The sequence below is a fragment of the Maricaulis sp. genome (assembly GCF_015665295.1).
GTDB lineage: Bacteria > Pseudomonadota > Alphaproteobacteria > Caulobacterales > Maricaulaceae > Maricaulis.
The window spans coordinates 50,942-63,234 of record NZ_JADFAJ010000006.1; the positions used below are offsets into that span (position 1 = coordinate 50,942).

A 12,293-nucleotide genomic window follows, 5' to 3' on the forward strand; every position below is an offset into this window, starting at 1 on the left:
CCCGACGATTAATCGAGGACGATAACCACTTCCGTACGACGGTTCAGCGGCTCGCGGACACCATCGGCAGTGGCGCGCGCATTGCGCGTCTCACCGAAGGCTTCCATCGAGATCGTGCTGGCCGGGACGCCAAGGCGAACCAGCTCGTCGCGGACAACGCGGGCACGGCGCTCGGACAGACCCACATTGTAGGATGCTGCACCGGAACGGTCCGTGAAGCCGGCAACCGTCACACGAGTGACGTCACAGGAACCACGCTGGTTGGCAGCCTGGGCCACAACCGAACGCGCCTGGGCCGTAAGCGTCGAACTATCCCACTCGAAGTAGACCGGGAAGCTGACATCGTCACACGCCGGCGGAGGCGGAGGCGGAGGCGGCGGCGGAGGCGGCGGCGGGGGCGGAGGCGGCGGCGGAGGCGGCGGCGGAGGCGGCGGAGGCGGCGGAGCTGCGAAGGAATAACGCAGACCAACCCACACTTCGTGACCACCAAGGCCATCGACACTCACGCCCGGCGCGTAATCGCTGCTGCCGGTGGAGAAGTAGCGGTATTCCGTGTCCAGGGTCAGACGCTGGGTCAGATCCCAACCGACACCGGCCATAACCTGCCAAGCGAACGGGTTATCGCTGTCCTGGGCAAGTACGTAATCCGCCGGAGTCGGGTTCGCAGGCATGGTGCCCGTCGTCCAACCAGCAAGCGTGCCGCTGGTTTCGGCAAGACCGAGACCAAGGCCGACATATGGGTGGTAGGAACCATCCGGATTGAAGTCGAAGATAGCGTTCGCCATCAGCGCCCAAATCTGGAAGTCGCTGAGGCTGTCCTCGAAGCCACCAACAGCGCCCGTATCGTTATAACGATGCGCCAGTTCGCCTTCGAGGCGGAACCCGTCCATCCATTCATAGCCGAGAGCAACCGCTTCGCGGAAATTGCCTTCGCCCTGAATTTCACCATTCAGCGAACCGGAGACATCCGTGTCACCCGGGCCACCGTAACCGACGGCGCCACGCACATACCAGCCTTCGTCAGCGAACGCGGGGCCCGCTACCAGGAAGGCCCCAACGGCGGCCGCCGTAAAAAGCCGTTTCTTCATCATTCCCCCTCCGGGAGCGAGGCTCCCTTGGTGTGACTGACCGTTTTCGACCGAATGCCGAACACGAGGAGACTGCCCACACGGGCAAATCCTAGGAATTTCTCTACTACAATTAGATCGCGAGCGCCATACCGCAGCGAGGCAAATCAAGCATTTGGTGCAAAAATTCGAACCCGTTGCAACGATGATACAGTCAATTTGTCGTCGTGTGGCATCACTTGTCGATTAAACCGCCTTATCAAAGACTTAAGCCCGATACGCGAGGCCGGACCCCAGATTTCAGGAGGCCAAACCTGTAGCAAGATTACATCGCTTTCACATGCGACGCTGCGGACTCAATCAAAACTGGCAGCAAAGGCACCGGAAGGCCCGCGTGTGACCCGCGGCACGTCCCCGGCTCCGATTTCGTAGGCCGCAAGATAGGAGTCGATAACGCTACCATCGCGCCGGTAGAGATCATTGAGGTACCGCACCCGCCCCTCGCCATCCCCGACAACTGTCCAATAGGCAATATGGACGGGAATTCGATCATCCAGCCAGACAACGGTCGGCGAACTGCCGGCGGTGACAGCGTCGATGCGGCCACGATCCCAGCCCTCCTGGCCCTCGAGAACCCAGGCAGCCAGGGCCAGCGGGTCACGGACACGAATACACCCGGCCGAGAAGTCGCGACGGGTTCTCACGAACTGGTCCCGCTCGGTCGTGTCATGGATGTAGACATTGTGGCGATTGGGAAAAATGAATTTCACCTCACCCATCGGATTTGTCGGCCCCGGCGGTTGCGACATGCGGTAAGGCCAGTCATTGCCCCACCGGCTCCAGTCGATTTCATAGACCGAGACCGGCGCTCCGGCAGCATTGTAGATCTGGAATCCATGCTCGCGGACCAGGCCCGGATTGCGTCGGAAGGACTGGAATCGCGGTCGCGCCGAACCGGCCGGGAGTCCCCACCAGGGATTGAGCACGATATACTGCATTTCCTCGGAGAATTCGGGCGTCGAACTGGCCTGCGTCCCGACCATGACCTCGTGTTCGCGGACCAGCTCGCCATCCTGCCAGGCTTCCAGACGGAATTCGGCGAGATTGACCCAGATATGACGCTGCCCGAGCTCGCGTGTTCGCCAACGGCGCTGCTCGAGATTGGCCATGAGTTGCCCGACACGCCGGTCCGGCGGCAGGTTCAGCTGGCGCAGCGTGGCCTGGTCCATGCGGCCGGTCGGCGCAAGATTGGCCCGCCCCTGATAGCGACGCACCGCGGTCTCGAGGCGCAGGTCATAGGGGGCGCCCTCTTCCCAGTTCGCATCCAGCAGGCCTTCAGAGGTCAGGCGGGTTCGCAGCTGGTCAACGCGCGGCCCGTGATCACCCGGCACCAGGGACGGGCCGGCTGACACACCGGCCCAGATCGGCGTCACGGCCAGGACCCGCATCATCTCGAGACGCAGCGCCTCATAGTCCCGGACCCGCGGGACACTTTCATCAATCGCCTGCGCGGCATCACCCGCCTCGAAGGCCCAGCCGAGGCGACGGACAAGCAGCGCCGCTTCGCTGTCGAGCAATGGCCGGCGATCATGTGTTTCAGAATCGATCAGGCCGAACTCAAGCCAGCCGGCAAACCGCAGATAGGCGAGCCCGGCCAGGTGGTTGCGTTCCGCTTCGGGGCGTTGTTCGTCAAGAATGGCCTGCGCATAGGCATCCAGGTCCGGCAGGCCGTGACTGGGCGCATCGAACAGGCGGATACCGATGGCTTCACGGTGCGCGCCGGTCCACCCCTCTATCCTCGAGGCCCAGCGTTCGAGGTCGGCAACGGGAAGGACCGGAGCAGCGAGCGGGATCATTTCGGCCGCTTCGCCGGCCGTGTCAGAACCGGGCGGAAGGTTATCCCGGACGCTCCAGGCGGGTGAACAAGCGAGAACCAGCCACAGAGCGGCGGACACCGCGGTGCGAATGCTGCACAGAATCACCAGAACGCCCCTTTGTTTCCGTCCCCACGTTAACCAATTTAGCCGGGCGTGTAACCTCCGCGAGCGCGCGTTTCATAACAACGCGAAATCCCGCTATTCAGCCTCGTCATGCCCGGGCTTTCCTTCGGGATCACCGATATCCTCGGCCATGATCTCGGCCAGTGAAACGACACGCGACCTGGCCTTTTCCATGTAGGCCTCGTTGTCATAGACATTGGTGTCCGCGTCCCAGACCTCGAACAATTGCTGCAGGCTTTCCTCGTCATGACGGGCGAAGGCCTCGGTCTTGCGGCGGGCGCGCTCCGGCGCTTCGCCGAGCACTTCCAGCGAACGCCTGGCGGCGTCGAGCGAGGAGCCGAACATCTCGCGGATTGCCAGGTCGGCACCGGCCGCGCGCAGCTGGTAGACGTGCTCGCGGCTGGCGGCTCGCGCTATGACATAGACATGCGGGTAGCGTTGCTTGACGTGATTGACCAGTTCGACCGCGCGATCCCGGCTGTCCGTACAGACAACCAGCAAACGCGCCCGCGCAATCCCGGCCGCCTCGAGGAGCCCCGGTCGCATGGCATTGCCGTAATAGACCTGGATGCCGAACTTTCGCAGCCCTTCGATATGCGCGGCGGAATTGTCCAGCACGACCGGCTTGTAGCCATCCATCACCAGCAAGCGCTGAACGATCTGTCCGAACCGGCCCATCCCGGCAATGATCACAGGCGCCTCTTCCTCAATCGTGTCAGCCTCACGCTCCGGCGAGGCCGGACGGCGGACACGCGGTGAGACGAAGCGCTCGAAGACGATCATGATCAACGGCGTTGCCATCATCGACAGGGCGACGACGAGGCCGGCAATCTGCGCCACAGGCCCGGGCACCACGTTGACACCGCCGGCAAAGGCCAGCAGCACAAAACCGAACTCACCGCTCTGGGCAAGGGAGAAGGTGAACAGCCAGCGGGCCCGTCCCTTCATGCGGAAAGCGAAGGCAAGCCCCAGCAGGATCAGCCCCTTGAGCCCGATCAGCGCCAGGGTGAGGCCGATGATCAAGCCGGGCTGATCCGCGAGCACGGCGAATTCCATGCTCGCACCGACCGTGATGAAGAAGACGCCGAGCAGCAGCCCCTTGAACGGTTCGAGATCGCTTACCAGCTCGTGCCGGTATTCGCTCTCGGCCAGCAGGACACCGGCGAGAAACGTGCCCAGCGCCGGCGACAGGCCGACCATGCTCATCAGCACCGCGATCCCGATCACAAGGAACAGCGCTGCAGACAGGAAGAGCTCATGCTGGCCGGTCCTCGCGATGATGCGAAAGGCCGGACGGGTCAGGTAGCGTCCGCCGAGCACGATGGCGCCGACGACGCCGAGTGTCACCAGGCCCTGGGCCCAGGCCGGCAGATGCGCGAATGGCGTGTCCCCGCCGGCATGCGCAGCGGCCACGTCCGCACCGGCTGCCTCGACACCCGGCAGCGCCAGAAACGGCATCAGGGCCAGCATCGGGATAACGGCGATATCCTGGAACAGCAGGACCGAAAAGGCAGACTGCCCGCCATCCGTGCGCAGCCAGCCCTTTTCACCCAGCGTCTGCAGGACGATGGCGGTCGAGGACAAAGCAAAGATGAGGCCGAGCGCGATCGACAGGCGCAGATCCAGATCGATGACAAGACAGAAAGCCGCCACCGCCAGCGCGGTGACACCCACCTGCAGGCCACCAAGCCCGAACAATCGCACACGCAGGTCCCACAAGAGACGCGGCTGCAATTCCAGCCCGACCAGAAAGAGCATCATCACCACACCGAACTCGGCGAAGTGCTGAACGCTTTCAGGGTCGGAACCCACCAGATCAAGCACCGGCGCGATCGCAACTCCGGCCAGCAGATAGCCAAGCACCGAGCCCAGCCCGAGCCGGTGCGCAATCGGCACGGCGATCACGCCGGCGCCGAGATAAATGGCTGCCTGCAACAGGAGTGAGTCCATGCCACCCGCCGAATCACGACCGGACCGAATGTCCCGCCCCGAACAGCATAACGCGCAGGGCGCGCGTCACCAGTGGCTTGTTGCGACGCAGCGTCCGGCCGAATACCGCGATCGCGCTAGTTCGCCGAACAATCCAGCACGCTGTCGAACACATCCGTCAACGCCGGCTGACGCGCGGTCATTCCGCGCGCGATCCGGCAGCGCACCTCGTCGTCGACGCGGTCATCCGCCGCGAGATCTGCCGCGATGGCCAGCGGGCTTTCGATCCGCGACATGATGTCCGGACCGCCGCCTTCGCGGGTATCGAAACGCAGCGCAGCGCCGGTATCGGTCCATTGCGGCCATTCCGGACCCATGCCGATACCGTCACCCGGCTGACCGGTCGCCGCAAATTGTGCCCAGTAGGCCCCCATCGTGCCTGCCAGTTCCAGGCGTCCGACCTCATTGCGGTCGTTGAACAGGATGCGGTCGAATGAACCAAACAGCTCGAAATGATTGAACACGAAGGGAATTTCCATGGCATGCGAGGCCCCGAGCAAGTCGCCCGTATCGGTCACCAGGACCGAACCGCCTTCATCCCAGTCGAAGCGGTAAGCCCAAAGATCGCTGCGACCGTGCGCGGCGAGCCGGTTCAGCAGACCATCGACAGCATTGTAGCGCCAATTGCGGCTGGGGTATTCAACGGCGGCCTCATAGACATCGTGATCACGCAACCAGACAAGTGGACCCAGCCGCCGGGTCAATCGCGGATCAAACACCGTATAGAGCTTCATCTCGTCGCGATTGGTGCCGGTGATCAAGGGAACCGGCGCGAACCCGTCCGGATCTTCGGCCGCAGCGAGAATGCCACCCTCACGCAGCGTCACCCCGTCCTCGATCATGCGTGGCAGGGAGGTCAGTTCCCCGCTCTCGTCACGATAGGCCGCAAAGACAGTCGCCAGCGGCGCCGCGCGCAAAGCCGCGCCATCAGCCTCCGGACCGGCAATCGACGCCGCCGCAGCCAGACCGGCCACCGCGTCCGTACCGCCACCCTGCTCGGCGATTTCGAGCGGCACCGTCTCTGTGCCGCCACTTTGCATGATGGCACGATGGAACAGGCCGCGAGCCTGCGGCGTCGCCATCAATCCTGCGATATTATAGGCCCCTGCGCTCTCGCCGAAAATCGTCACCCGACCGGCATCGCCACCGAATGTCCCGATATTGACGCTGACCCAGTCTAGCGCCGCGACCAGGTCGAGCAGCGCAAAATTGGCAGCCGCATCGTCGGGCACGCCGGGATCTGCCCGCAGCGCGGGATGGGCCAGGAAACCCAGTGGCCCGAGCCGGTATTGCACGCTGACAATGATGACGCCCTGCTGGCTGGCCAGGCTGGACCCGTCATAGGCCGAAGACGAGCCCCAGACATTGGCGCCGCCATGGATCCACACCATCACCGGAAGCGCATCGCCGGGTCGCGCGTCGCGCGGGGCATAGATATCCAGCGTCAGGCAGTCCTCGGAGCCGATCAGCTCGCCGACTTCATACAGCTCGCCGGCCGACAGGTTATTGGTCACCTGCGGACAGACAGGGCCGGCGCTCAACGCCTCGAGGCGCGCCTCCAGGACCTGCGGCGGACGCGGTGCACGCCAACGCAAATCTCCAACCGGCGGAGCGGCATAGGGCACCGCCATCCAGGCTGCGGCGCCAGTCTCTGTCTCGAAGCCGGCAATCTCGCCCTGCGAGATCGTGCGGACGAGATCGTCTGCCGGCACCGGCGTGAAGGCGACGTCCTCGTCGGACGAACACGCCGTTACCCCCAATATGGCCAATCCCAGTAGCAGATGTGCAAGACGCATGAAGTCCTCCCGAAGTGTCTGCGGGAAAGCTGGGGCGGCATGGCAGGAAGGTCAAGCAGACCGCGGCCAGGAAGCAAATCTCCATTTCATGGAGTGAGGAGGCCGGACGGTGGACACCGCTTCGTGTTGCGCGACTCCAACACCGTCCATACCCATGCCCCGCCGCACTGCCGTTCAGGTGACAAACCCGGATTGCTCGCGCCGCACGAGAGCGCTATAGCTCCCGGCTCGCAGGGCTTGGCACCGTGGCGGAGTGGTGACGCAGCGGATTGCAAATCCGTGTACCCCGGTTCGATTCCGGGCGGTGCCTCCAAGCCCTCTGCGACTTCTCCCGATTTCGCGCCCCTCAAAAAGGGATTGGCTGCCCCTTGTGGTCGAAGAAGCCACCGGTTTGCGCGGGATCGAGCGAAGCGATGACCGCCAGAATGTCGTCTGCAGCTTCTGCTGGCGGACGCACGGCCAGGCCGGATTTGGAAAAGGGTGCCGACAGGCCGGTCTCGACCGTGCCGGGATGCAGCGCGACGCAGATTGCTTCCGGACGCTTGCGGGCAAACTCGATCGCGGCGCCACGCACCAGCTGGTTCAGCGCCGCCTTGGAGGCGCGATAGGCATGCCAGCCGCCAAGGCGGTTATCGCTGATCGAGCCGACCCGGGCCGACAGGGTGGCGAAGACGGACCGACCCGCGCGTGGCAGCAGCGGCAGCACATGCTTCATCAACAGCGCCGGTCCCACCGCATTGATTGCGAAGGCACGGTGCAGATGATCGGCGTCAAGGTCGCGCAGGGAACGCTCCGGCTGGAAGGTTTCATCATGCAGGAAGCCGGTCGCGTCGATCACGGTGCGGAGCTCACCCGGCTGATCGGCGAGCCAGGCGGCAACCTCTGACAGGCCGGAGAGCTGGTCAAAATCGATCGCCGGATCGCTCGCCCGCGACAAGGCGATGACGCGCCCATGCCGGCCCTGCCCGATCAGCGCCTCAGCCAGTGCCGCTCCGATGCCACCGCTCGCCCCGAATACCACCGCCAGTCCTGCTTCCGACATTGCCGCGCTCCTGTGCTGCCGCTGGTCTGATCCGCCGGTTTCTACGTAGACCGGGTCAGGATGGATGAAAGCCCCTGACATGACCGATCTTGTGCTCGTACTGGGCGACCAGCTCTCCCCCGGCCTGCCCAGCCTGCGCCAGACGCGCCCGGAGGCGGCCGACATCCTGATGGTCGAGGCCCTCAGCGAGAGCCGCTATGTCTGGCACCATCGCAAGAAGACCGCCCTCATCCTGTCGGCGATGCGCCATTTTGCGGCCGAGCTGGAGGCGACGGATCGCCGGGTGATCTATCACAGGCTCGACCAGGACGAACCGTGTCGCGACTTCACGGATGCGGTGACGCGGGCGCTTGCCCGTCGGGACTATGATCGCATCATCGTGACTGAGCCGGGCGAATGGCGGCTGCGAACCGAATTCGAGAGCTGGCAGGCGCGCTTCGGCGTGCCGGTGGTCATCCTCGAGGATGACCGTTTCCTGTGCTCACATGGCCGTTTCAACGCCTGGGCCGAGGGCCGCAAGCAATTGCGGATGGAGTATTTCTACCGCGAGATGCGGCGCGAAACCGGTCTCCTCATGGAGGGCGACAAGCCAGCCGGCGGGCAGTGGAATTACGATGCCGACAACCGCAAGCCGGCGGCCGGCGATCTCTTCATGCCGCGCCCCCATCACGTCGAGCCTGATGCGATCACCCGCGACGTGCTCGACATGGTGGCGGCCCACTTCCCCGACGGGTTCGGCGATCTGGAACCCTTCTGCTTTGCAGTCACGCGGCGCGACGCCGAGGCCGCGCTCGAGCATTTCATCGCCACCGCCCTTGCCGGCTTCGGCCCCTATCAGGACGCCATGCTGAAGGGCGAGGCCTTTCTCTACCACTCTGTCCTGTCGGCCTATATCAATATCGGCCTGCTTGACCCGCTGACAGTCTGCCGCCGTGTCGAGGCCGCCTGGCAAGCCGGCGACGTGCCGCTGAACTCGGCCGAGGGCTATATCCGCCAGATCATCGGCTGGCGCGAATATGTCCGCGGCATCTATTGGCGCGAAGGTCCCGACTATGTCCGCCGCAATGCCCTGAACGCCACCCGCCCCCTGCCCGCTTTCTACTGGAGCGGCGAGACCGACATGGCCTGCCTCGCCGACACGGTCCGCCAGACCCGGCGCGAGGCCTATGCCCACCACATCCAGCGCCTGATGGTCACCGGCACGTTCGCGCTCATCGCCGGGATCGACCCGCACGCCCTGCATGAATGGTATCTGGCCGTCTATGTCGACGCGTTCGAATGGGTCGAGGCACCCAACACGATCGGCATGTCGCAATTCGCCGATGGCGGACTGCTCGGATCCAAACCCTATGCCGCGAGCGGCGCCTATATCGACCGCATGTCCGATTACTGCGGCGATTGCCGCTACAAGGTGAAGGACAAGACCGGGCCGGACAGCTGCCCCTTCAATTCACTCTACTGGGACTTCCTCGACCGCAATGCCGACACGCTGCGCGGCAATCCGCGCCTGGGTCCGGTCTATCGGAACTGGGACCGGATGGACGAGGGCAAGCGCCAGGCCTATCGCGACCGGGCTCGCGACGTCATCGACGCACTCTAGCTCAGCGCGCCCGGCGGCACCGGTCGGAGCAGTATTTCACCTCATCCCAGACCGCTGCCCATTTGCGGCGCCATTCGAAGGGGCGGCCGCAAGCGGCACAGGTCTTGGTCGGCTTGGGCTGTTTCGAGACGTGACGCGCCATGCCACTCAGATAGATCGGATGGGTGCGGTTTAAAGCTCAGCCCTCATTGGCCTGCCGGCCGGTCGATACGCCGGCCTTGTCCAGCTCGGCATCGAGCCGTCCGATGAGGAAGAGGCCGTACATGCGGTAATCCGCGACCAGCGACCACAACGGATAGGTGAAGGTGGCCGGCTTGTTGCGCTCGACGAAGGCATGGCTCACCCACGCAAAGAAATAGCCTGACACCGGCACGGCCAGCAACAGCCACCAGCTCTGCGAGGCCAGGGCATAGATCAAAACCGCGATCGCCAGGGTAGAGCCCACAAAGTGCCAGGCCCGCGTCCACGGCTTGGCGTGCTCCTGGAGATAGAAGGGCCAGAATGATTCGAACGTGGCGTGCTCGCGCATGGTCAGCTCCGGTGATTCGCCTGCCGAATCAGTAGCACGACGTCGCCGCACCCCGAAAACCGGCAAAATCCATGGTGAATGAAATCTGCGCACTTATCCACGCATTTCCATGATTCAATTAGGATTCCGGCAAGGACGATAAACCAAATCCCAAATTCTCCCGACCCCGTTAACCCCGCTTTAAGGGTTCGAGGGCGAATTTGGGTGCGTCTTCCCGTGAAGACACCCCACCATCCACCCAATGCCTTTTCGGGAGCCTTTGCGGCTCCCGATTTTTTTTGCACACAGTTTGCGCTTCTTGCGCAGCAGGGTGCTTGCGCGGCGCGGCGAAGCTCTGATAAAAGCCGATCCTCGCTTGAGAGACGGTATTCCTCGGTAGCTCAGTTGGTAGAGCAGGTGACTGTTAATCACCGGGTCGGCGGTTCGAGCCCGTCCCGAGGAGCCATTCTCAAGAGACACCCCGACACAGGGGTCGGACAGCCCGCCGCAAGGCGGGCTTTTTCGTGGCCGCCAGCCAGCTCTGCCCCCTACTCCAGCCGCGCATCCAGCGCCCGCGCCGCTTCGAAGAAACGCGCACGCAGGGCGCCGGCATAGGGGTTGTGGCGTTCAATCGCACGGAAGAGTTCATCGCTGTCGCCGGCCACCAGGTCGGCCGCCTGTTTCAACAATTCATAGCTGCGCGTCGTATAGGGCGCAGCCGGCAGGTCGAGATCGGTGATGACCCTGGAGACCAGATGGGTCAGCGCCTGGACGCTGGCCATGGTCCGGTCATGGGTATCGGCGTCGGAGATGTGGACATCGAGCCGCAGATCATCGCGCAGGAAATCGGCGATACAGGCCGGATCAACCCCGTCATCCGGACACAGGACGATCGACTGCCCGTCCAGCCCGTCGGCCGCACTCTGCGGGCCGAACAGCGGGTGGGTGCCGAGGATGCGCGTGCCGGCCGGCAGGTTGTCGCGCATAGCCGCCATCGGCCCCAGCTTGACCGAGGCGACGTCCAGCACCAGCGCCCCCGGGCCGAGATGCCCGGCGACCTGCTGGCACGCCTCACCGATCAGCTGAACCGGGACGGCGAGGATGACAATGTCGCGCGCCGCAGCTTCGGCGACGCAGACACAATCGACATCCTTCAACGCGGACACGGCCGGATCATGGGCAACCAGATCGAGATGCGGGGCGAGATGGGTGGCCGCCAAGCGTCCAAACGCGCCCAGCCCGATCAGGCCGACTGAAGGGATTGATGTCATGAATGGTCCCCGCGCTGTTTCGACCAGACTAGGTGTGAGTTCTCATAAGGTTGTTCACCCGGGCTGAAGCCTTGAGACTGGTTGTTGCGAAACGATCAGCCATCGAGGAGAGCCCGGATGAACGCCCACAGGAATGCCAGAACTACGCCCTATTCGCGAGCCCTGATTGTCGAACGGCATGCTGCCGGAGCGCCGGTCGCTGTCATTGCGACAGCCTTCGGCATCTCGGTGCGGACCGTCTACAAATGGCTGGCGCGCTATCGCAGCGGCGGGATGGCCGCCCTGGAGACCCGCTCGAGCGCACCCGCCCGGACTGCCACATCGATCGGGGACTGGTGGGTAAAGATGGCGGCGCAGCTGCGCCGCGACTATCGCATGACCGCCGCCGAGATCGCCGAGCGGTTGCGGCTGGCGCGCTCAACCGTCGCGCGCTGGCTCACGCGCATGGGACTGGGTCGCCTGTCGGCCTTGGAGCCCCGGCCACCGGTAATCCGCTATCAGCGCGAGCGTCCCGGCGAGCTGATCCATCTGGACATCAAATCCCTGGGCCGCTTCAACAAACCCGGCCATCGCGTCACCGGTCAGCGCAAGGGCAACCGCAATACCGGCGCCGGCTGGGACTGCGTCCATGTCGCCATCGACGACGCCACACGCCTGGCCTATGTCGAGGTCCTGGCCGACCAGAAGCGCGGAACCACGACCGCCTTCCTGGTGCGCGCCCTGCGCTGGTTCAGGACGCGCGGCATCACCGTCGAGCGCGTCATGACCGACAATGGCAGCCCCTACGTCTCGCGCCTCTTCGCCAAGGCCCTGCGCTGGCTGGGCATCCGCCACATCCGCACAAGGCCCTATACGCCCCGCACCAACGGCAAGGCCGAGCGCTTCATCCAGACCCTGCTCAGGGAATGGGCCTACGCCATACCCTACAGATCATCCGATAGCCGGAACCGCGATCTCGCCCGATATCTAGACTGGTACAATACCGGCCGGCCGCACTATGCTCTCGCCAAACAGCCGCCA

The 12,293-nt window shown here is 64.2% G+C and carries 10 protein-coding genes and 2 tRNA genes; 4 read left to right on the top strand and 8 right to left on the bottom strand.

Translation table 11 applies throughout. The features are described from left to right. Positions 1 to 8: 8 nt before the first annotated feature. From QZZ02_RS03220 to QZZ02_RS03235, 4 genes are all read right to left on the bottom strand, one after another. Positions 9 to 1,091 (bottom strand): OmpA family protein, encoded by a 1,083-nt coding sequence (locus QZZ02_RS03220; RefSeq protein WP_291842312.1) that lies wholly within the window; start codon positions 1,089 to 1,091, stop codon positions 9 to 11. A 332-nt stretch (positions 1,092 to 1,423) separates the two neighbouring features. Next, positions 1,424 to 2,923, bottom strand: a complete 1,500-nt coding sequence (locus QZZ02_RS03225; RefSeq protein WP_291842314.1) for a L,D-transpeptidase family protein — start codon at positions 2,921 to 2,923, stop codon at positions 1,424 to 1,426. A gap of 219 nt (positions 2,924 to 3,142) precedes the next feature. Further along, on the bottom strand, positions 3,143 to 5,017 hold the full coding sequence (locus QZZ02_RS03230; protein WP_291842316.1) for a cation:proton antiporter: 1,875 nt from the start codon (positions 5,015 to 5,017) through the stop codon (positions 3,143 to 3,145). 116 nt (positions 5,018 to 5,133) lie between these two features. Beyond that, a complete protein-coding gene (locus QZZ02_RS03235; RefSeq protein ID WP_291842318.1) occupies positions 5,134 to 6,852 on the bottom strand; it encodes a carboxylesterase family protein in 1,719 nt (572 codons plus the stop codon). A 239-nt stretch (positions 6,853 to 7,091) separates the two neighbouring features. Here QZZ02_RS03235 and QZZ02_RS03240 point away from each other — a divergent pair. After that, positions 7,092 to 7,165, top strand: a tRNA-Cys gene (locus QZZ02_RS03240). A 33-nt stretch (positions 7,166 to 7,198) separates the two neighbouring features. On the opposite strand, the gene QZZ02_RS03245 is transcribed toward QZZ02_RS03240, so the two are convergent. Further along, positions 7,199 to 7,894 (bottom strand): SDR family NAD(P)-dependent oxidoreductase, encoded by a 696-nt coding sequence (locus QZZ02_RS03245; protein WP_291842320.1) that lies wholly within the window; start codon positions 7,892 to 7,894, stop codon positions 7,199 to 7,201. Between the two features lie 64 nt (positions 7,895 to 7,958). On the opposite strand from QZZ02_RS03245, the gene QZZ02_RS03250 reads away from it, so the two are divergent. After that, positions 7,959 to 9,494 carry a cryptochrome/photolyase family protein gene (locus tag QZZ02_RS03250; RefSeq protein ID WP_366511488.1) on the top strand — a complete coding sequence of 512 codons (1,536 nt, stop codon included), beginning with the start codon at positions 7,959 to 7,961 and terminating at the stop codon, positions 9,492 to 9,494. 1 nt (position 9,495) lies between these two features. On the opposite strand, the gene QZZ02_RS03255 is transcribed toward QZZ02_RS03250, so the two are convergent. Beyond that, a complete protein-coding gene (locus tag QZZ02_RS03255) occupies positions 9,496 to 9,636 on the bottom strand; it encodes a DUF2256 domain-containing protein (RefSeq protein WP_291842323.1) in 141 nt (46 codons plus the stop codon). Between the two features lie 36 nt (positions 9,637 to 9,672). Beyond that, positions 9,673 to 10,023, bottom strand: coding sequence for a DUF962 domain-containing protein (locus QZZ02_RS03260; protein WP_291842325.1), 351 nt, complete (start codon positions 10,021 to 10,023; stop codon positions 9,673 to 9,675). Positions 10,024 to 10,392: 369 nt separating this feature from the next. Between QZZ02_RS03260 and QZZ02_RS03265 the strand changes: the two genes are divergently transcribed. Next, positions 10,393 to 10,468, top strand: a tRNA-Asn gene (locus QZZ02_RS03265). 82 nt (positions 10,469 to 10,550) lie between these two features. Here the strand turns inward: QZZ02_RS03265 and QZZ02_RS03270 are convergent. Beyond that, the gene (locus tag QZZ02_RS03270; protein WP_291842327.1) at positions 10,551 to 11,273 is read right to left on the bottom strand and encodes a prephenate dehydrogenase; all 723 of its coding nucleotides are present in this window, start codon (positions 11,271 to 11,273) and stop codon (positions 10,551 to 10,553) included. Between the two features lie 117 nt (positions 11,274 to 11,390). Between QZZ02_RS03270 and QZZ02_RS03275 the strand changes: the two genes are divergently transcribed. After that, positions 11,391 to 12,293 (top strand): IS481 family transposase (locus QZZ02_RS03275; protein ID WP_291842330.1); only part of this gene is annotated, 903 nt, incomplete at its 3' end.

Bases quoted from the DNA above. Each gene is read 5' to 3' on its own strand.
- QZZ02_RS03245 (WP_291842320.1), bottom strand. From the start codon at position 7,894: ATGTCGGAAGCAGGACTGGCGGTGGTATTCGGGGCGAGCGGTGGCATC.
- QZZ02_RS03225 (WP_291842314.1), bottom strand. From the start codon at position 2,923: ATGATCCCGCTCGCTGCTCCGGTCCTTCCCGTTGCCGACCTCGAACGC.
- QZZ02_RS03270 (WP_291842327.1), bottom strand. From the start codon at position 11,273: ATGACATCAATCCCTTCAGTCGGCCTGATCGGGCTGGGCGCGTTTGGA.
- QZZ02_RS03260 (WP_291842325.1), bottom strand. From the start codon at position 10,023: ATGCGCGAGCACGCCACGTTCGAATCATTCTGGCCCTTCTATCTCCAG.
- QZZ02_RS03235 (WP_291842318.1), bottom strand. From the start codon at position 6,852: ATGCGTCTTGCACATCTGCTACTGGGATTGGCCATATTGGGGGTAACG.
- QZZ02_RS03255 (WP_291842323.1), bottom strand. From the start codon at position 9,636: ATGGCGCGTCACGTCTCGAAACAGCCCAAGCCGACCAAGACCTGTGCC.
- QZZ02_RS03220 (WP_291842312.1), bottom strand. From the start codon at position 1,091: ATGATGAAGAAACGGCTTTTTACGGCGGCCGCCGTTGGGGCCTTCCTG.
- QZZ02_RS03250 (WP_366511488.1), top strand. From the start codon at position 7,959: ATGAAAGCCCCTGACATGACCGATCTTGTGCTCGTACTGGGCGACCAG.
- QZZ02_RS03230 (WP_291842316.1), bottom strand. From the start codon at position 5,017: ATGGACTCACTCCTGTTGCAGGCAGCCATTTATCTCGGCGCCGGCGTG.